This is a genomic window from Shimia sp. R9_3 (assembly GCF_017743755.1).
Classification (GTDB): domain Bacteria; phylum Pseudomonadota; class Alphaproteobacteria; order Rhodobacterales; family Rhodobacteraceae; genus Shimia.
In genome coordinates, this window is sequence record NZ_JAGHRP010000008.1 from 73,455 (window position 1) to 93,165 (window position 19,711).

General features: G+C 59.5%; 20 protein-coding genes. 9 read left to right on the plus strand and 11 right to left on the minus strand.

Annotation, left to right across the window (positions count from 1 at the left end; translation table 11 throughout):
- Positions 1–169: 169 nt before the first annotated feature.
- From J7412_RS17985 to J7412_RS18005, 5 genes are read left to right on the plus strand one after another with little or no spacing between them, the layout of a single operon-like run.
- Positions 170–586, plus strand: coding sequence for an acyl-CoA thioesterase (locus J7412_RS17985; protein ID WP_209080020.1), 417 nt, complete (start codon positions 170–172; stop codon positions 584–586).
- On the plus strand, positions 583–1,635 hold the full coding sequence (locus J7412_RS17990; protein ID WP_209080022.1) for a pyridoxal-phosphate dependent enzyme: 1,053 nt from the start codon (positions 583–585) through the stop codon (positions 1,633–1,635). Before J7412_RS17985 ends, J7412_RS17990 begins: the two co-directional genes overlap by 4 nt.
- Positions 1,628–2,797, plus strand: a complete 1,170-nt coding sequence (locus J7412_RS17995; RefSeq protein WP_209080024.1) for a Xaa-Pro peptidase family protein — start codon at positions 1,628–1,630, stop codon at positions 2,795–2,797. The genes J7412_RS17990 and J7412_RS17995 overlap by 8 nt, the downstream gene beginning before the upstream one ends.
- Before the next feature lie 4 nt (positions 2,798–2,801).
- Positions 2,802–3,578: an aspartate/glutamate racemase family protein gene (locus J7412_RS18000; protein WP_209080027.1), complete on the plus strand. Its 777-nt coding sequence runs from the start codon at positions 2,802–2,804 to the stop codon at positions 3,576–3,578.
- A gap of 57 nt (positions 3,579–3,635) precedes the next feature.
- Positions 3,636–4,586 (plus strand): NAD(P)-dependent oxidoreductase, encoded by a 951-nt coding sequence (locus tag J7412_RS18005; RefSeq protein ID WP_209080029.1) that lies wholly within the window; start codon positions 3,636–3,638, stop codon positions 4,584–4,586.
- A 17-nt stretch (positions 4,587–4,603) separates the two neighbouring features.
- On the opposite strand, the gene J7412_RS18010 is transcribed toward J7412_RS18005, so the two are convergent.
- The 4 genes from J7412_RS18010 to J7412_RS18025 all read right to left on the minus strand — a co-directional run bounded on the left by J7412_RS18010 (position 4,604) and on the right by J7412_RS18025 (position 8,682).
- Complete coding sequence (locus J7412_RS18010; protein WP_209080031.1) at positions 4,604–4,987, minus strand: cupin domain-containing protein; 384 nt, start codon at positions 4,985–4,987, stop codon at positions 4,604–4,606.
- Between the two features lie 306 nt (positions 4,988–5,293).
- Positions 5,294–6,208 carry a tyrosine recombinase XerC gene (locus tag J7412_RS18015; protein ID WP_348540510.1) on the minus strand — a complete coding sequence of 305 codons (915 nt, stop codon included), beginning with the start codon at positions 6,206–6,208 and terminating at the stop codon, positions 5,294–5,296.
- On the minus strand, positions 6,205–6,915 hold the full coding sequence (locus J7412_RS18020; RefSeq protein WP_209065367.1) for a DUF484 family protein: 711 nt from the start codon (positions 6,913–6,915) through the stop codon (positions 6,205–6,207). Before J7412_RS18020 ends, J7412_RS18015 begins: the two co-directional genes overlap by 4 nt.
- 138 nt (positions 6,916–7,053) lie before the next feature.
- Complete coding sequence (locus tag J7412_RS18025) at positions 7,054–8,682, minus strand: AMP-binding protein (RefSeq protein WP_209080033.1); 1,629 nt, start codon at positions 8,680–8,682, stop codon at positions 7,054–7,056.
- A gap of 321 nt (positions 8,683–9,003) precedes the next feature.
- On the opposite strand from J7412_RS18025, the gene J7412_RS18030 reads away from it, so the two are divergent.
- A complete protein-coding gene (locus J7412_RS18030; RefSeq protein ID WP_209080035.1) occupies positions 9,004–9,711 on the plus strand; it encodes a Hint domain-containing protein in 708 nt (235 codons plus the stop codon).
- 91 nt (positions 9,712–9,802) lie between these two features.
- Here J7412_RS18030 and J7412_RS18035 read toward each other — a convergent pair whose 3' ends face one another.
- From J7412_RS18035 to J7412_RS18065, 7 genes are all read right to left on the minus strand, one after another.
- Positions 9,803–12,001, minus strand: coding sequence for a 3-hydroxyacyl-CoA dehydrogenase NAD-binding domain-containing protein (locus tag J7412_RS18035; RefSeq protein ID WP_209080037.1), 2,199 nt, complete (start codon positions 11,999–12,001; stop codon positions 9,803–9,805).
- A 24-nt stretch (positions 12,002–12,025) separates the two neighbouring features.
- Positions 12,026–13,237: an acetyl-CoA C-acetyltransferase gene (locus J7412_RS18040; protein WP_209080039.1), complete on the minus strand. Its 1,212-nt coding sequence runs from the start codon at positions 13,235–13,237 to the stop codon at positions 12,026–12,028.
- A gap of 24 nt (positions 13,238–13,261) precedes the next feature.
- Positions 13,262–13,900 (minus strand): glutathione S-transferase family protein, encoded by a 639-nt coding sequence (locus J7412_RS18045; protein ID WP_209080041.1) that lies wholly within the window; start codon positions 13,898–13,900, stop codon positions 13,262–13,264.
- Positions 13,901–14,105: 205 nt separating this feature from the next.
- Positions 14,106–14,318, minus strand: coding sequence for a hypothetical protein (locus J7412_RS18050; RefSeq protein WP_209080043.1), 213 nt, complete (start codon positions 14,316–14,318; stop codon positions 14,106–14,108).
- Between the two features lie 65 nt (positions 14,319–14,383).
- Positions 14,384–16,159 (minus strand): acyl-CoA dehydrogenase C-terminal domain-containing protein, encoded by a 1,776-nt coding sequence (locus J7412_RS18055; RefSeq protein ID WP_209080045.1) that lies wholly within the window; start codon positions 16,157–16,159, stop codon positions 14,384–14,386.
- 48 nt (positions 16,160–16,207) lie between these two features.
- Positions 16,208–16,609 carry a MerR family DNA-binding transcriptional regulator gene (locus tag J7412_RS18060; protein WP_209065359.1) on the minus strand — a complete coding sequence of 134 codons (402 nt, stop codon included), beginning with the start codon at positions 16,607–16,609 and terminating at the stop codon, positions 16,208–16,210.
- Between the two features lie 324 nt (positions 16,610–16,933).
- Positions 16,934–17,314: a MerR family DNA-binding transcriptional regulator gene (locus J7412_RS18065; RefSeq protein WP_209080047.1), complete on the minus strand. Its 381-nt coding sequence runs from the start codon at positions 17,312–17,314 to the stop codon at positions 16,934–16,936.
- Positions 17,315–17,432: 118 nt separating this feature from the next.
- Here J7412_RS18065 and J7412_RS18070 point away from each other — a divergent pair, with 118 nt between their 5' ends.
- Genes J7412_RS18070 through J7412_RS18080 form a run of 3 tightly spaced genes read left to right on the plus strand, consistent with a single transcriptional unit; the run spans position 17,433 to position 19,691 of the window.
- Positions 17,433–17,855, plus strand: a complete 423-nt coding sequence (locus J7412_RS18070; RefSeq protein WP_209065357.1) for a PaaI family thioesterase — start codon at positions 17,433–17,435, stop codon at positions 17,853–17,855.
- The gene (locus J7412_RS18075) at positions 17,855–18,364 is read left to right on the plus strand and encodes a PaaI family thioesterase (protein WP_209080215.1); all 510 of its coding nucleotides are present in this window, start codon (positions 17,855–17,857) and stop codon (positions 18,362–18,364) included. The genes J7412_RS18070 and J7412_RS18075 overlap by 1 nt, the downstream gene beginning before the upstream one ends.
- Positions 18,357–19,691 (plus strand): MATE family efflux transporter, encoded by a 1,335-nt coding sequence (locus J7412_RS18080; protein ID WP_209080048.1) that lies wholly within the window; start codon positions 18,357–18,359, stop codon positions 19,689–19,691. The genes J7412_RS18075 and J7412_RS18080 overlap by 8 nt, the downstream gene beginning before the upstream one ends.
- Positions 19,692–19,711: the final 20 nt, after the last annotated feature.

A 19,711-nucleotide genomic window follows, 5' to 3' on the forward strand; every position in this document is an offset into this window, starting at 1 on the left:
AAAAATGAGAGCACATTGCCTCTCATTTGCCAACCTGAGGGCAAGATGCCCAGATCTTGGCGCTACCCTCTGCTCTGCACCTCTCTTCTGTCAACCCAAAGCAATCATTGCCATTCCCGCCCGCGGCACCCAATCTGGCCGATGAACTGGCCACAATCGGAACCACCCCATGCGCTTCACTCATGAGCACCACCACCACGTTGTCTTTGGCGATTGCGATCCGGCGGGCATCGTCTACTACCCCAATATCTACCGGTGGATGGACGGCACCTTTCAGCGGTTTCTGCAAGCCTACGGCGGCCACGCAGCGGTCTGTGCACACCTTGGCGCAAAGGGTCTTGGCCTCATGGAAACCCAAGCCAAATTCCGCCGCCCGCTCAGGGATGGCGATCTGCTGACCATCCGCATGGAAATCACCGATTGGGCCGCCAAATCTTACCGTCTGTCCCATCTCGGATATGTCGGGGAGGATCTCGCCTTTGAGGGCACCGAAGTGCGCGCGCTGTTTGAAATGCGCGATGGCCGGATGCGGGCAGGGGAGGTGGCACGTTTGAAATCCCTTTTGGAAAGTCCCCCAACCCCATGACCGATACCCTAGCCAACCCGTTTCGCAGCCAAGGCCTCCCGACCCGTCAATCTGACACGCTCCCAAGCCGGGATGCCGCAGCGGTGGCCAAGCTGCTTGCGCTTTGTCCGGCCCACGCCGAAACCCCGCTGCGCGATATGACCGATCTCGCTGCCATGCTTGGGGTGACGCGCTTCCACATCAAAGACGAGCGCAGCCGTATGGGCCTTGGCTCCTTCAAAGCGCTCGGCGCGGCCTACGCCATCGCCCACGATGCGGCCCGCACAGACCCTTCCGACTGGTCCAAAGCCCTGACGGGCCGCACCTATGTCACTGCGTCAGCAGGCAATCACGGCATGTCCGTCGCAGCTGGCGCGCGCATCTTCGGGGCCAAGGCGGTGATCTACCTCGCCCACACGGTCCCGGCCGCCTTTGGTGCCCGCCTTGAGGCACAGGGGGCAGAGGTCGCTTGGGCGGGTGACGACTATGAAGCCAGCATGGCCGCCGCCGAAGCCGCCGCAGAGGCCAATGGCTGGACACTGCTCTCTGACAGCACATGGATGGGCAATGAGGCGTCGGGCTACCGCGTCATGGAGGGTTACCTGCAAATGGCGTCCGAGGCTGCCGCGCAAATTCCCGCGCCGCCCACACATATCTTCCTTCAGGCAGGTGTCGGCGGCCTCGCCGCCGCCGTCGCCGCCTTTGCCCGCGCCACTTGGGGCGATGCGCCGCAGATCACCGTGGTGGAGCCCGAGGCCGCCCCCGCGCTGATCGAATCCATCCGCGCAGGCCAGCTTGTGGACACCACCGGTCCGGTTTCCGATATGGGCCGTCTGGATTGCAAAACCGCCTCCATGGTGGCGCTTAATGGGCTGGCGGTGGATGCCGACAGCTTCGCGACCATTTCTGAAAAAGAGGCCCGCGCGGCTGTCGCAACCCTCAAAGCCCACGGCATCGCCAGCACCCCCTCCGGTGTGGCCGGTGTCGCCGCCGCGCTGCTCAAACGTCCAGACCTTGGCCCAGACGCCCGCATTCTCACCATTGTCAGCGAAGGGCCCGAAGATGTCTGAGCCGATGCCCGCCCGCGGCTTCCCCCCTGACGAGTTCGCGGCCCGTATCTCCCGCCTGCAAACCGCCATGGCTCGCGCAGGCCAATCCGCCCTGCTGCTGACCTCTGCGGCCGACATCTTTTACACCACCGGCTTCCTCACCCGTTTCTGGGAAAGCCCCGCCCGCCCGTGGTTTGTCCTCATCCCAGCCATCGGCACCCCCATCGCCGTGATCCCCGCCATCGGCGCAGACCTCATGAGCAAGACCTGGATCACCGACATCCGCACATGGGACGCCCCCTTTCCCGGCGATGATGGCCTCAGCCTGCTCAGCGACACGCTTGCCGAAATCGTCCCTGCAACGGGCACCATCGGTGTTCCCATGGGCCTTGAAACACAGCTGCGCATGCCGCTGGCTGACTACACCCAACTCACCCAAACCCTCGCGCCCCGCCGCTTTGTGGATGCCACTGAGACGCTCCAACGCACCCGTGAAATCAAATCAGAGGCCGAGATCGCCAAAATCCGTGCCACCTGCGCGGTGGCCGACCGCAGCTTTGCCCGCATCGCGGAGTACGCCGCTGAAGGCCGCACCCACGCGCAGGTTTTTCGTGATTTCCAGCGTGTGCTTCTGGAGGAAGGCTCTGATTGGGTCAGCTACACCGCTGGCGGCGCAGGGCAGGGCGGCTACGGCGATGTGATCTCTCCCGCTGGCGATCAGCACCTCACCGCAGGTGACATCCTCATGCTCGATACCGGCGCAGTGCTGGACGGCTACTTCTGCGATTTTGACCGCAACTTCGCCATCACCCGCGCCGATGACGCCGCCAAACGCGCCTACGATCACCTCTATCAAGCCACCGACCACGTGCTTGCCGCCTTGCGCCCCGGCCACCGCGCCTGCGATGTGCACGCCATGTTTGTCGACAGCCTTACCGCTCAAGGCGCCACCCCCGGCGGCGGGCGGCTGGGCCACGGCCTTGGCATCACGCTCACCGAATGGCCCAGTTTCACCCCACATGACACCACAGAACTGCGTGCTGGTATGGTGCTCACGCTGGAGCCGGGCGTAGAGATCGCCCCGGGCCTCTTTCAGGTGCATGAAGAAAACATCGTCCTGCGCGAGCATGGCTGCGCGCTCCTTTCCAGCCGCGCCCCCGCCGCGCTTCCGATCCTGAGGTAACCCTATGGACACCGTCCCCTTCACGCTCGGCACACCCGCCTCTGGTCACCACACACTGGGCCTCATCGTGCTCAAGTTTGACGAAACGCTGGAGCAGGATTTCCGCCGCCTCTTCCCCTCCCGCGACCTCGCACTTTACACCAGCCGTGTGCCGTCGGGAGCCGAAGTCACCACCGACACCCTGCAGGAAATGTCCCAAACCCTGCCCGCCAGCGCTGCGCTCTTCCCGCCTGCCGCCCGCTTTGATGTGGTTGGCTACGGCTGCACCTCAGGCACCACCATGATCGGAGCCGCCAAAGTGGCCGCGCTTGTTGAGCAGGGTGTGGAAACCCCCGCCGTGACCGATCCGCTCACCGCCGCCATCGCCGCCTGCCGCGCGCTGAACATCACACGCCTTGGCATGGTCACACCTTATGTGGCCGAGGTCTCCCTCCCCGTGCAGCACGCCTTTGAGGCCGCAGGCATTTCGGTCCCAGCGCTTGTGTCTTTTGGCGAGGCAGGGGAGGAAAACGTCGCCCGCATCACCGCAGAGTCTGTCAAATCCGCCGCCCTCAAGGTGGGCCAACAGGCGGTTGATGCCGTCTTTCTCAGCTGCACCAACCTGCAGACACTGGATGTGATCGCCGATCTGGAGGCCACGCTCAACAAACCAGTTCTCAGCTCCAATTCCGTGCTCGCCTGGCATATGGCGCAGCTCTCCGGCGCGCCGCTTTCGCCGGAGGCACCGGGGCAGCTCTTTGCCCATTCATCAGCCAAAAACGCCACAAATGTCGCTCCTTGACCTGATCTGCTGACACCCCCCGCACAGGCTGAGGGCAATCAAAATGCGGGAGAGATCATGAAAATCGGCTTTATCGGATTGGGCAATGTGGGCGGCAAACTCAGCGGCAGCCTGCTCAGAAATGGCAAAGAGCTTTATGTCCATGATCTGAATGTCGATCTGGTGGCGGACAAACTGGCGGACGGGGCCAAGGCGGTCTCCGGCCCGGCGGAGCTGATGCGCCTCTGTGACGTGGTCATCACCTGCCTGCCGTCCCCCGCCGCCTCAGATGCGGTGATGCAGGAGATGCTGCCAGAGGTGCGTCCCGGCAAAATCTGGATGGAAATGTCCACCACCGATGAAGCCGAGGCCAAGCGCCTTGGCGCGCTGGTCATCGCCGCAGGCGGCGCGGCGGTGGATTGCCCGGTGTCGGGCGGCTGCCACCGCGCGGATACCGGCAATATCTCCATCTTTGCAGGCTGTGACCGCGCCACCTTTGAGCGCATCCTGCCGCTGCTGACCACCATGGGGCGGCGTGTGTTGCACACCGGTGATCTCGGCTCGGCCTCCGTGCTCAAAGTGGTCACCAACTATCTCGCCACCGCGCATCTCGTGGCCAGTGCCGAGGCGCTCACCACCTGCGCCGCTGCCGGTATGGATCTCAACACCGCCTATGAGGCGATCAAGATCAGCTCCGGCAATTCCTTCAGCCATGAAACCGAAAGTCAGGTCATCCTCAACGGTTCCCGCGACATCTCGTTCACCATGGATCTGGTCAAAAAGGACATTGGCCTGTTTCAGGATGTGGCCGACCGTGCTGGCGTGCCGCTGGAGCTCAACCCGCTGATGATCTCGATGTTTGACGACGCCATCGCCCGCTACGGGGAAAGAGAGCTCAGCCCCAACATCATCAAGCGGCTGGAAGAGGCCACTGGGCTTTCCGTGTTGGCCCCCGGCTTCCCGCCCGAGATGGTGGATGATGAACCCGAAGAGCCGGGTTATGAGGTCGTGCCACAGGGGCGCAGCTGAAAGGCGCGCGCGATTGGTTAGACGGTTGGCACCCACGCCCCGTCAACATGGGAAGCTTCCTGATCGCCCGGCCATGGCGGCATGGTGATACATATGAATGTCAGCGGCACCTCTCCGGTGCACCGGTACTGAAACGCTGTTCCCACGGGAATATCAATCGACACACCGGGCGCGAGGGAGGTCACTCTTTCTTCGCGCTCGTCGCGCCGCCAGATCTCGCCCTGTCCTTCCAGAACATACCAGAACTCGCTGACGCTCCGGTGAACGGTTGCCCTGTTGATCTGGCCCGGGGGAACGGTGCTGTGGATCATATTCCCAGTGGTGCCATGCATAATGAAACGAATGTCGGCACCAGCCGGAGATTTGGCATCCGGCACCTCCGGCAGGACGGTTTCTTTCATATGTCACCTCCTTGAGCATTTGGCACCAATAGCAAAACACGGGCGCAGCATCGCCCAGTCTTCTCATTCCCCCAATATCCCGGGGGTGAGCCGCGTCTCATAAACTGTCCGGTGGACAGTTTTAGCGGCGAACGGGCGGAGCCCCACGCAGCTTGCTGCGGCGGAGGGGCTGGCCCCTCAACCTCCTGCGATGTCGCCCGGTTAACCATTTTAGGCCCCGATTTTCGCACCTCCGCGATACAGCCGCGATACAGACGCAATGCCGACGTTCAAAACAGGCGATTTTCGCCGTTAACCTTTTGACGCTCACGCCTTTGGATGGGTGGCGTTATAGACCTCCATAAGACGCGCCGCATCGACCTGCGTATAGGTCTGCGTGGTCGCGAGAGAGGCATGCCCCAACAGCTCCTGAATGGCGCGCAAATCACCACCGGCGCTCAGCAGATGGGTGGCAAAACTGTGCCGCATCGCATGGGGGGTGGCGGTCGCGGGCAAGCCCAGCTGTTGCCGTGTCTTCTGCATGGCCATCTGCACGATCCGCGCACTCAAAGGGCCGCCACGCACGCCACGAAACAACGGCGCATCTCGGTTAAGATCATGTGGGCAAAGGGAAATATAATGGTCGACCGATACCCGCGCTGCGTCTAATACGGGCACGATCCGTTCCTTGCCGCCTTTGCCGAGAATGCGCAATGTGCTGGGCAAAGGGGCATCTGCGCCGGTCAGGCTCAGCGCCTCGGAAATCCGCAGACCACAGCCATAGAGCAGGGTGATCACCGCGGTGTCTCGCGCCCCGACCCAATCGTCTTTGGACTGTAGCTCAACAGTTTCAAGCACTTGCTTGGCCGCATCCTCAGACAGCGGACGTGGCAGCTTGGCATTGAATTTGGGCGCTCGGGTGGCCAGAACCGCGGTTGGATCACAGCCTTCCCGCTCTGCAAGCCAGCGGAAAAAACTCTTTACTGCCGAGAGCTTACGCGCCAGAGAGCGTGGCGCAATTCCGGTTTTTCGCGCGTTCGCCATCCAGCTGCGCATGTCCTGCACAGACACCTGCATCAAAGGCGCAAGCCCCTGCGGTTCGCCCTTATGCAGGGTCAGAAAGCTCATGAATTCAATAAGATCGCGCTCATAGGCGGCGATGGTGTTGTTTGAGGCCGCCTCCAATGCGGCCTTATGGGCCAGAAAGCGCGTGATCGCGTCAGACGCTGCGGCGCTGATCACGCCAGCCAGCGGCGCATGGCGCGTTCAAATACACCGGCAAAAAACGCCAGCAAATCAGTGCCTTGTTGTGGTGTGAACTGATGCGGATCTTCCGCGCCCATCACCAGCAGCCCGGGCAGGCGGCCCTTGCCAAAATCCAGTTTCAGACAGGCTTCCGAGCGGATCCAGTCGCTGTCCTCGCCATAGACCTCCGTGCGCACGCCCTGCACCTGGCGCAACGTGACCTGTCGTTGTGGTATGTTGCGCCCGCCGGTCAGGTAATCCTCGACAAACCCGGGAGCCGCTGTTGACAGCACATCACCAAGCCGCGCCAGAGCGTTGTCGCCTTCGGTTTCCTGCTCGGTTTCCAGCACCAGCCGGATCGCGTCCACACGCAGAATATCGGCCACTTCGCCGCCAAGATCATGGAGGAACCGTTCAAATTCCACCGGATCCAGCATCCGCAGGATCGCACGATGCACCTGATTGGTGCCCGCCAGATTGTCATAAGCCGCCGCAATCACGCTGCGGTGGGTGTCCTCCAGCCGGTCCAGACGCGCTTCAAGACGTTCCATGGCAATGCCACGCAGGTCGACAATATTGCCGCCCATGGTCTTTTCATTTGCCGCGATCAACGCGCGCATCAGATCGCGATCTTCAAGGATCACATCCGGCTGCGAGATGATTTTCTCACGCAACCCGTCTTCAATCTTAGGAGTGCTGCTCATATCGGTGCCATTTACGGTCGTTGCCCAGAGTCTACCAGAGCGTTCTGCCAAATGCCTCAACTTTTTGCGCCAATCCGCCGAAGGGATGTCATTGGCGCAAAAAATGTTTCGAGTGACACCTTAGCAGGGCAGGAGCCTCTAAAGTGTCTTGGCCTGCTCTCGCAGCGCAAACTTCTGGATTTTGCCAGTCGAGGTCTTTGGCAATTCGCCAAACACAACTTTCTTTGGTGTCTTAAAGCCCGCCAGATGCTCACGGGCAAAGGCGATCACCTCCGCTTCTGCCGCATCTGCGCCTTCCAACAGCTCGACAAAGGCACAAGGCACCTCTCCCCATTTCTCATCCGGCTTGGCCACCACGGCCGCCAGGCTGACGGAAGGATGGTGCATCAAGGTTGCCTCCACTTCGACAGAGCTGATGTTTTCACCACCGGAGATGATGATGTCCTTGGCGCGATCCGTGATCTGGATATAGCTGTCAGGGTGCTGCACGGCGATATCGCCAGAGTGGAAATAGCCACCGGCAAAGGCCTCGTGGGTTGCCTCCGGGTTCTTCAGATAGCCTTTCATAACCGCGTTGCCGCGGATCATGATTTCGCCATCCGAAACGCTATCCATCGCAATCTGTTCCAGTTTTTCGTTGGTGACAGTCACCTCTTCGATGAAGGGCATCGTCACACCCTGTCGCGCTTTGATCGCAGCACGCTCTGCTGTGTCCAACCCGTCCCAACGGGTGTCGTCCCACAGGCACTCGGTGACAGGGCCGTAGACTTCGGTCAGCCCATAGATCTGGGTCACGTTGAACCCCATAGGCTCGAACTTGGCCAAGATGGCCGGGGCAGGTGGCGCGCCCGCGGTGAAGACTTCGACCACATGATCAAAGCTGCGGCGCTCTTCCTCCGGTGCGTTCACCATCATATTGAGGACAATCGGCGCGCCTCCCATATGGGTCACGCCCTCATCAGCAATGGCATCAAAGATCGGCTTTGCGGCAACGTCGCGGCAGCAGATCAGCGTGCCCCCCATCATGGGCATCAGCCATGTGTGGCACCAGCCGTTGCAATGAAACAGCGGCACCACCATCAGATACACAGGATAGAGCGTCATCTGCCAGCTCAGAACCTGCCCCATCGCATTCAGATAAGCGCCGCGATGGTGGTACACCACGCCCTTGGGCTGGCCCGTGGTGCCGGAGGTGTAGTTCAGCGCGATGCTCTCCCACTCATCCTTCGGCATGATCCAGTCAAACGCCGGATCTCCGGACGCCAGCAGCGCCTCATAGGTCTTGTATTTGCCGCTCGCCGGGAAGCCTGCGGCGTCATCTGGCACCTCGACAATTGTGGGGCCATCGCCGTCCATCTCTGCAATGGCGGCTTCTGCAAGCGCCACAAAAGCGCTGTCCACAAGCACAACCTTGGCTTCGCCGTGACCGAAGATATAGGCCACCGTATGCACATCGAGCCGGATGTTGATCGCATTGAGCACTGCGCCGCAGGCAGGCACACCAAAATGCGCCTCAGCGGCTGCGCGAACGTTGGGCAGCAGGGTGGCGACAACATCGCCTGAGGCCACACCCAGGTTGGCAAGGCCAGAGGCCAGTCGCGTGCAGCTTTCGTGGTAGTCTTTGTAGGTCAGACGGGTGTCACCACTCACCATCGCGATGCGGTTGGGAAACACCGTCGCCGCGCGTCTCAGTCCCGAAAGCGGTGTGAGCGGCACAAAATTTGCAGCGCATTTTTCCAAGCCAGTTTCATCGGCCATCCAACCCATCGACGCATCCTCCCTGTCGTCCACCGTTTCAGCGGTGTGTTTTTTGGTCCCCGAATAGAAACCCGTTAACCGCATCTGGATCAAGAAACTTTGGCGTTCTGGCGGAACTGAGTGTGATTCAGCGGAGAATGAAAATCTGCTTTTGACACGGCAGATTTGCGGCACGGTACCATTTCGCCGCCATCGTTCGGACGTGATTTATAATAAGTTTGGAATGAATGATATTTAAGCAACTGAGATTGTTCACACTTTTTCAACACTGACACAAAACAATCGCATTTGGGGCGCATTGCTTCCTCAGTGGGGGCGTGCAGTGGATTTATGGAAAGCGTTGGGGACTTTACGGTGCCGATGGAACATCCGGTGGGATCAATTCGTGATAAGGCGATCAAGGCCTTGGCTGCGCGCAAACAGGCTGCGGGGATACGGCCTGTGCTGATCACGGCAGGCTGTGGATTTGTGCAGGGCACGCGGGTGGCGACACCCGGCGGCTGGGCGACGGTCGAGAGCCTGAGCGTGGGTGACGAAGTGCTCACCTTTGACGCCGGATTTCAGCGCATTATGGCGATGTCATCGGATCTGATCCTGTCGCCTGAACAGCTGACGCCAAACAAGTTGCGGCCATTGCTGGTGCCCAAGGGCACTTTGGACAACCGGCAGGACATGATCGTACAGCCACATCAGGGCGTCTTGATCGAAAGCCCGACTGTGCGCGACAAATGGGGCGATCCCTTTGCGGTTATCCCCGGCGCTGCGCTTGAGGTTTTTGCGGGCGTTTCCCGGCTTGAGCCCGCAGATGAGTTGAGAGCTTATCTGCCCGCTTTTGCCGAAGATCAGATGGTGTTTGTCAACGGCGGTGCCCTGTTGTTTTCCCAATCTATCTGGGGTGTGCGGGCCGGTGTACAGCCCCGCTTTGGCCGCGCGGCCAATTACAACCTGATGCCGGTCTTTGAGGCCAAGGCGCTTTTGCAAAGCGGGCCAGTACAGGCTGTCTATGGCAACCCGGAAGAGCTGCGCCGCGCTGCGTAATTGCGCCGCGCCGCACTTTCTAAATACCGGCTTTCACAACAAAAAAGCGCCCGCCAAACGGCGAGCGCTTCTTGTCATCTGTCTGCGATGATTACGCGGCCGCTTTTGCTTCCGGGCCAAAACGGCCGTAGAAGGTTTCACCCTTCTCTGCCATTTCGCGCAGCAGCGGCGGGCAGGAGAAGCGCTCGCCATACTTCGCGGTCAGCTGGTCACAGCGCTCTGCCGCCCAAGCAGCACCCACGATGTCGAGCCAGCTGAACGGGCCACCGGACCAAGGCATGAAGCCCCAGCCAAGGATCGCGCCCACGTCACCTTCACGGATGTCTTCCAGAACACCCGCTTCCAGAGAGCGCACAGCTTCCAGAACCTGAGGGAACAGCAGGCGGTGCTGTACGTCGATCAGCTCTGGCTGTTCTTCCAGAAGTGGGAACTTCTCGTTGAAGCCTTCCCAGTAATCCAGACGCTTGCCTTTTTCGTCATAGTCAAAGAAGCCAGCCTTCGCCTTACGGCCCAGACGGCCTTCTTCCACCATCCAGAAGGTCACATCGTCAGCAACGGACTTCGGATAGGCATCGCCCATCGCAGCCATGGTGGCTTTGGCGATTTTTGCACCCAGATCCAAAGAGGTTTCATCCACCAGCTGGATCGGACCAACCGGGAAGCCAAGCAGCTGTGCCGCGTGGTCCAGAAGCGGACGGGACACACCTTCGCCAGCCATCATCGTGCCTTCGTTGATGTAAGGAATGATGCAGCGGTTGGCGTAGAAGAAGCGTTCGTCGTTCACAACGATCGGGGTCTTCTTGATCTGACGTACATAGTCGAGCGCTTTGGCAACGGCACGTGGGCCGGTTTCTTTGCCTTTGATGATCTCAACCAGCGCCATCCGCTCCACAGGGGAGAAGAAGTGGATGCCGATGAACTGATCTTTGCGCACGGATGCCTCGGCCAGACCGGTGATCGGCAAGGTGGAGGTGTTGGAGGCAAAGATCGCGTCTTCAGGAATGATCGCCTCGACCTTTTTGGTCATCTCGGCTTTCACGCCCACGTCTTCAAAGACGGCTTCGATGATCAGATCGACGTCAGAGAGGGTGTTGAGATCGGTGGTCGCAGTGATCTGCCCCAGCACGGCCTCTTTCTTTTCAGCGGTGATCTTGCCGCGCTTGATGCCTTTGTCGAGGAAAGTCTCGGAGTAGGATTTGCCGCGGTCAGCCGCCTCTTGCGAGGTGTCGATCAGCACCACTTCGATGCCTGCCTGCGCCGACACCAGTGCGATGCCCGCACCCATCATGCCTGCGCCCAGAACGCCGACTTTCTTGACGGTCTGATCTGCAACGTCCGGGCGATTGGCGCCTTTTTCCAGCGCTTCCTTGTTGATGAACAGGGATTGGATCATCGCAGAGGAAGACGGGTTCATCAGCACGTTCACAAACCAGCGCGCTTCGATCTTCAGGGCGGTGTCAAATGGCACCTGTGCGCCTTCATAGATCGCAGACAGCATGGCTTTGGCGGCCGGGTACACGCCCCAGGTGTTGCCGTTGACCATGGCGGATGCGCCTGCAAAGGTCATGAAGCCTGCTGGGTGATAAGGCTCGCCACCCGGCATTTTGTAGCCTTTGGCGTCCCAAGGCTTCAGGATGTCCGCGTCGGTTGCGTTCAGCACCCATTCGGTTGCCGCCGCCACAGGATCGTCCACCACTTCGTGGATGATGCCCGCTGCTTTGGCTTTCTTGGGGTCTACCAGCTTGCCTTGCAGCAAGAACGGGGAGGCCGCCATTGCGCCCATCATACGGATAAAGCGGGTGGTGCCGCCCATGCCCGGGAAAATGCCAACCATGATTTCCGGCAGACCAATTTTGGCCTTCGGGTTGTCGGACGCAAAGATGCGGTGTGTCGCCAGCGGGATTTCCAGACCAATGCCAAGCGCGGTCCCGGGCAGGGCGGTTGCAATTGGCTTGCCGCCTTTGTTGGTCTTCGGGTCCATACCCGCGCGCTCGATTTTGCGCAGGAATTTGTGGCCGGTCATGGTGAAGTCAAACAGCGCCTGCGCTGGCTCGTCACCTGCGTCCGCACGGATGGTGCCCAGCACGTTCAGGTCCATACCGCCCGCAAAGGTGCTCTTACCAGAGGTGATCACAGCGCCTTTGATGTCGTCGTTGGACAGCACTTCATCGATCAGCGCGTCCAGCTCGCCAAAGGAGTCACGGCGCAGGACGTTCATGGATTTGTCAGCCACGTCCCAGGTGATGATGGCGACACCGTTGTCGCCGACGTTCATTGTGAAATCAGTCATGTCTCTTATCCTGTTGTCGGCGGATTACACGCGTTCGATGATGGTGGCTGCACCCATGCCGGAGGCGATGCAGAGCGTGGCGAGGCCAACTTCTTTGTCCTGACGCTCCAGTTCGTCGAGCAGCGTGCCGATGATGATCGCGCCGGTCGCGCCCAGCGGGTGACCCATTGCGATGGAGCCGCCGTTTACGTTCACCAGCTCTGGATCCACGTCGAAGGCCTGCTGGAAGCGCAGCACAACGGATGCAAAGGCTTCGTTGACTTCAAACAGGTCGAAGTCGCTGATTTGCATGCCGGAATCCTTCAGGATTTTCTGGGTGGCAGGCACTGGGCCGGTCAGCATGATGGTTGGGTCCAGACCGATTTTTGCGGTCTGCTTGATCACGGCGCGCGGCTTGATGCCGTATTTCTCACCGAATTCTTTGTTGCCGATCAGAACCCCAGCAGCCCCGTCCACGATGCCGGAGCTGTTGCCCGCGTGGTGGATGTGGTTGATTTTGTTCAGGTGCGGGTACTTCATGATCGCGAGCTTATCAAAGCCCGGCATCACTTCGCCTTGCTCTTTGAACGCTGGCTTCAGGCCGCCGAGGGACTGCATGTCAGTGCCCGGGCGCATGTATTCGTCGCGGTCCAGAATGGTCAGCCCGTTGATGTCTTTGACAGCCACGATGGATTTGTCAAAACGGCCTTCGTCCCAGGCCTGAGCGGCGCGGCGCTGAGATTCCATCGCCAGCTGGTCCGCCTGCTCACGGGTGAAGCCGTATTCGGTTGCAATGATATCTGCAGAGATGCCCTGAGGCACAAAATAGGTGTTCATCGCCACGGAGGGATCCACGGCAATCGCAGCGCCGTCAGAGCCCATTGGCACGCGGCCCATCATTTCCACACCACCAGCGATATAGGCTTCGCCTGCGCCGCCTTTGATCTGGTTGGCGGCGAGGTTCACAGCTTCCATGCCGGATGCGCAGAAACGGTTGATCGCCAAGCCAGGGATGATTTCATCCAGCTCGGATGCCAGAACCGCGGTGCGGGCCAGACAGCCGCCCTGTTCCTTCACCTGGGTCACGTTGCCCCAGATCACATCCTCGACCGCGTGGCCTTCGAGGTTGTTGCGGGATTTCAGGTTGTTGAGCACGGTGGTTGAGAGGGCAACGGAAGTCACCTCATGCAGGCTGCCGTCTTTGCGGCCCTTGCCGCGCGGAGTGCGCACGGCGTCATAGATATAGGCTTCGGTCATTTTGGTCTCCTATGTCAGGCGAAATCAGGCTCGGTCGCTTGGGCGGCCGGGCATCAGGTCGTAGGGATGTTTCCACCCCGGTGTTTCAGAAATATTGGTCAGCCAACGGTCCATATTTGGCCAGTCGGCGCGATCAAACCCGAAGTTCTCCGGGTAAAACAGATAGCCGCAGCAGGTCATGTCGGCATTGGTCAGGCTGTCGCCGACAATCCAGTCACGTCCCTCAAGATGTGTGTTGAGCACATCATAGGCGCCGGTCAGGCGGCTTTGATTGAAGGCGATCACCTCTTTGGGCTGCTTGTCCGCCGGGATCAGGTGCATCAGGAAGCGGGTCACTCCGGCCACAGCGCTGAACTTGTGGTTGTCCCAGAACTGCCAGCGCAGGATCTCGCGGCGTTCCGCAGCATTTTGGCCGCCATGTTTACCTGATTTTTCAGAGACATAGTCCTGAATAACCGCAGATTGCGTGAGCGTTGTGTCGCCATCCACGAGTACAGGCGCTTCGCCCATCTCGTTCACATTGGCGCGGAAGTCCTCGCCACGTGTCTCTCCCGCGAAGAAGTCGACTTTCACCGGCTCCCAGGCAAGGCCCGACAGCTCCAGCGCCAGCGCGGCCTTGTAGGAATGCCCGGATTCCCCGAAGCAATAGAGTTTGATCGTCATGCCGTCCTCCCCTTGGCATATCGTGAATTGGAGGTTTCACACCCCCAAACCCCCGTGGAGTATTTTGAGCAGAATGAAGATGCGCGCTTTGGCTGCCCGCGGGTTGGCCCCATTTCTTCATTCTGCCAAAAATACTCTCGCCGAAGGCCTCCCTCGGCTTGGCTTGATGACCAGGCCTGCAGATGATGCACGACAGTTGCTCCCATCACCGTTTTCTCGCATCCAGAGTTGCATTGAACTGGCGCAAGCGATGCGCCAGCTGATCGGTGTCTGTGACCGCGTCAAAATTCTCAAACAGAAAGGACAGCGCCTCGCCTTCATCCAATCCCGCTTCTGCCGCAAAGCTCTTGAGCTTGCGGTAGCCATCCTCGGTCATGGCGACCGGGAAGCGGCGGGTCAGGCGAAAACGTTTGGGCATCTGTTCTCCTTGGAGACGCCAGTTACTGAAGCAGCGGGCGGGGAAGACCCCGCCCAACCAGTGCATCAGAAGTTTTCGGCCGCCAGCGCCATGACGGTGTCACCGCCGGACTGGATGCGCGCCAGATGCATGCCGGTCGCAGGCAGACGACGTGCCATGTAGTAGCGGCCGGTGGCAAGCTTGGTTTCATAAAACGCTGCGTCGCCTTCGCCCGCAGCCAGCGCCGCATTGGCCGCTTTTGCCATCTGCGCCCACATCAGGCCGAGGCAAACATGGCCAAAGAGATGCATGAAGTCATTGGAACCTGAGAGCGCATCGTTGGGGTTCTTCATACCAGCTTGCATGAAGTACATGCCTGCGGCCTGAAGGTCCTTGGAAGCGGCTTTCAGCGGCTCGATGAAATCTTTCAGCGCTTCGTCTTCGCCATTTTCCTTGCAGAAGTTTTTGACGATTTCAAAGAAGGCCATCACGTGCTTGCCGCCATCTGCGGCCAGTTTGCGACCCACAAGATCCAGCGCTTGAACACCGTTTGCGCCTTCATAGATCATGGCGATACGGGCATCACGGGTGAACTGGCTCATGCCCCATTCTTCGATGTAGCCGTGACCACCGTAGACCTGCTGCGCTTTGACGGTCATGTCATAGCCTTCGTCGGTCAGGAAGCCTTTGATGACAGGGGTCAGCAGGGAAATCAGGCCATCTGCGTCCTTGTCATTGCTGCGGTGCGCCTTATCGATCATGGTGGCGCCCCAGAGGATGAACGCACGCGCGCCTTCCACAAAGGACTTCTGATCCATCAGGGAGCGGCGGATGTCTGGGTGCACGATCAGCGGATCGGCTGGACCGTCCGGGTTTTTCACGCCGGTCACATCACGGCCCTGCAGACGGTCTTTAGCATAGATCAGAGCGTTCTGATAAGCAGCTTCCGCCTGCGCCAGACCCTGCATGCCCACGCCAAGACGCGCTTCGTTCATCATGGTGAACATGGCACGCATGCCTTTGTTCAGATCCCCAATCAGATAACCTTCAGCTTCGTCATAGTTCAGTACACAGGTGGAGTTGCCGTGGATGCCCATCTTCTCTTCGATGCTACCCACGGACACGCCGTTGCGCGCGCCGATGTTGCCTTCGTCGTCCACAAGGAACTTTGGTACGATGAAGAGCGACACACCTTTGATGCCTTCAGGGCCACCAGGCACTTTGGCCAGCACAAGGTGTACGATGTTGTCGGCCATGTCGTGGTCACCAGCAGAGATAAAGATCTTCTGGCCGGAGATTTTATAGGTACCGTTGTCCTGTGGTTCCGCCTTGGTGCGCATCAGGCCCAGATCGGTGCCGCAATGCGGCTCGGTCAGGTTCATGGTGCCGGTCCACTCACAGGAGACCATCTTGGGCAGCCATTTGTTCTTCTGCTCATCGGTGCCGTGCGCAAGGATCGCCGCCGCGGCGCCGTGGGTCAGGCCCTGATACATGGTGAAGGCTTGGTTGGAGGCCGAGAACATCTCGCCAACCGCGGTGCCCAGAACATATGGCATGTTCTGCCCACCGTATTCTTCTGGCATATCAAGGCCGGTCCAACCGCCTTCTTTGACCTGCTCAAACGCATCCTTGAAGCCGGTCGGCGTGTAGACAACGCCGTTTTCCAGACGGCAGCCTTCATGGTCGCCCACAACGTTCAGTGGCGCCAGCACTTCGCCGGTCAGTTTGCCTGCTTCTTCCAGTACTGCGCTGGTGAAGTCAGCTTCCAGCTCGTTGTAGCCGGGGATGTCGGAACTGGAGACATTTAAAACGTTGTGAAGGACAAACTGAAGGTCTTTCACGGGTGCGGTGTATGTTGGCATTGGGCTCTTCCCTTTGGGTGATCCGATACGGAGGTCTTGGCGGCGCGCTTACTGCGCAGCGTCTTTATGTGTGTCGAGGTCAGCGAGAAATCTCTCGCCCCATTTCAATTGCTCACGCAAATCGTCGATGGCTTCGGTGAGCTCATCACGCTGTTCTTCCATGTCCTGCAGGCGCTGCTGAGCCACTTCATAGGTGCGCTGCAGTTGGGTCGCTTGCTGGTCTCCCATGTCGTAGAGATCCAGAAGTTGGCGGATCTCCTCGAGGGAAAAACCAAAGCGTTTGCCCCGCAGGATCAGCTTCAGGCGTGCGCGGTCACGTTTGGTGAACAGACGTTTCTGGCCTTCTCGAATGGGGAACAACAGTTCCTTGGCTTCGTAAAAGCGCAGAGTGCGAGGTGTCACGTCAAAGGCGTCACACATCTCGCGGATGGTCATCGTTTCTTCGCTCATAATTGCGTCCTTTCTTGAAGGAAGTTGAGGAACAAAATGGGCTTCGGGAATGGCGATACTATACCACTTGACGTTAACGTAAGTAAGACGTCACGTCATAAATTAAAGTGACGTTAGATCATTTCCGATTTCACGATTTGGTGCGCGCGCGTGGCATCCGATCCGCTCGATTTCGCTCAGGGCGCCGGGTTTTGCGTTGATATTGTGAGCAATTCACATGATCGGCCACACAGGCGATTGAACGCACGCGCCCAAAAATAAAAGGGCCGCGCGAGTTGCGCAGCCCAAATCATCATGCAGCATGGAGGGGTTAGGCGCCGCGCCTTAACCCTTATCTTTCACAAGAAAAGCGGCGGTCTCATCGCGCAGCTCTTTGAGTTCACGCATCGCCTCTTCCAACGCAAGGCGCTGCTCTTCCAGCTCTGCATACTGGCGGTCCGCCATGTCCACAAAAGCCTGCATTTGCGCCGATGTGCCCTCATGTTCGTAGATCAGAAGCCACTGGCGGATGTCTTCCAATTTGATTCCAAATCGACGGCCGCGCATGATCAAAGTCATCCGGGCGACCTCTTTGGGGCCGAAGAAGCGGCTGCGACCGGAGCGCTCAGGATGCAGTAGTTCAATATACTCGTAATATCGAAGCGTGCGCGGGGTCACATCGAACTTGGTGCACATTTCTTTGAAAGATAGGCGAGTATCAGTCATTGGCGTGGTCTCCTTGCGACCGCAAACTTAGTTTGCATCTGCAGCGAGAGCAACCGCCCCCTTGCGGCTGATTGAATTTGCCGCTCATAAATAGTCCGATGATTGCGGGAGGCGGAGCATGAACTCACAAAAGGCAAAGATGGCGGAGCATTTCATAAATGCGATTCCCCATTGTAAAGCGCTCAATATGAAGCTCACGGACATCGGAGATGGCAAAGCGTCCATGGAGTTGCCCTATGATTCCAAAATCGTAGGCGATCCCGAAACCGGCGTTTTGCATGGCGGTGCCGTTTCTGCGCTGATGGACACCTGCTGCGGTGCAGCGGCGATGTGCCACCCGTCTTCGCCCTCCGGCACAGCCACAATTGATCTGCGCATCGACTACATGCGCGCGGCAACACCGGGGCAAACAATCCGCACCACGGCGGAGTGTTACCGCATCACGCGCTCGGTCGCCTTTGTGCGTGCCACCGCGACGGATGATGACACAGATCGCCCGGTGGCCACGGCCACTGGTGCCTTTACAGTGGAGCGTAAATGATGGCCCGCGCGCGTCCGGAACCGGTTCAGGTGGTAAAGCAACGCCGTGATGCAGCGCTGAGTGCGCTGGTGCATGGCGTGCCTTATATCAATTTTCTCGGCATTGAATTCGAGCGCCGCGGCGATGAGCTCACCGCGATTTTGCCGTTTGACGACAAGTTGATCGGCAATCCGCTACTACCGGCGATTCATGGCGGCGTCACTGCGGGGTTTCTTGAAACCACGGCCGTGATTGGTCTGGCGTGGTCCGGCCTTTGGGATGACATCGAAAGCGGGCGGATCACTATGGAAGGCCTCACGGAGGGCCATCTGCCGCGCATGCCAAAAACCATTGATTTCACGGTGGACTATCTTCGTTCTGGTCTGCCACGTGATGCCTATGCGAGGGCGCGGGTGAACAGGTCAGGTCGGCGCTATGCCTCCGTGCATGTCGAAGCCTGGCAGGATCAGCGCAACGTGCTTTTTGCGCAGGCCACCGGGCACTTTCTGATGCCTCAGCGGGATGACTGACAGCGCGCCCTCTGCGGGTGGGGTGGGTGAAATCACCCATCGCCGCATTCTGCACACGGCGCTGCCAATTGTTCTGTCCAATGCCACCGTGCCGATCCTTGGAGCGGTCGACACTGGAGTCGTGGGGCAGATGGGGGAGGCCGCGCCCATCGGAGCGGTTGGGATCGGCGCGATCATTCTGGCGGGTCTCTACTGGATCTTTGGGTTTCTGCGGATGGGCACAACGGGCCTGACCGCCAAGGCCATCGGGGCTGGGCGGCAGGGCGAGGTGGCTGCGATGCTCACCCGCGCTGTGATGATCGGTCTTGCGGGTGGCCTGTTGGTGATCGCTGCGCAGGTCTGGCTGTTCCGCGCTGCGTTCTGGCTCTCTCCGGCCTCGCCGGAGGTTGAGGGGCTTGCCCAGCAATATCTGCAAATCCGCGTCTGGTCGGCTCCGGCCGCGATCGCAATCTATGGGCTGACCGGCTGGCTGATCGCGCATGAGCGGACCAAGGCTGTTCTGGCGATCCAGCTCTGGATGAACGGGCTCAATATACTGCTCGATCTGTGGTTCGTGCTGGGGCTTGGCTGGGGTGTTGGCGGCGTGGCCACCGCCACGGTGATCGCCGAGGTCACGGGCGCGATGCTGGCGGTATGGTTGTGTCGGGATGTGTTCCTCAACCCCGCCTGGAAAGAGCGCGCACGCATCTTTGACGCCGCTGCTTTGCGTGAAATGGCCACGGTCAACCGCGACATCCTGCTGCGTTCTTTGCTGCTGCAGGGCATTTTCATGTCCTTTCTCTTTCTCGGGGCGGACTTTGGCGATGTGACCCTGGCGGCCAATCAGGTGCTTTTGCAGTTTCTGGAGATCACGGCCTACGCGCTGGACGGATTTGCCTTTTCCGTAGAGGCGTTGGTCGGGCAGGCCTTCGGGGCAAAAGACCGGCAAACCCTGCGCAGAGCCTCTGTGATGTCAAGCCTGTGGGGCGTGGTCTGCGTGATCCTTCTGTCTCTCACGTTTGCGCTCACCGGCGGATGGATCATCGATGTGATGACAACCTCGCCCGAGGTGCGCGCAGAGGCGCGTATCTATCTGCCGTGGATGGTGTTGGCGCCCACACTTGGCGTGGCGGCTTGGATGCTGGATGGGATCTTCATCGGTGCCACGCAAACCCGTGAAATGCGCAATATGATGTTCATCTCGGCATTGGTGTACCTCTGCGCAGTGCTGGTGCTTCTGCCTGGCTTGGCAAACCATGGGCTGTGGCTTGCGCTGTTGATCAGCTTTGTCGCGCGGGGCGTCACCTTGGGTCTGCGCTATCCGGCGCTTGAGGCCAAAGCGGTCTGAAACCTCTGATTTCATTGTAA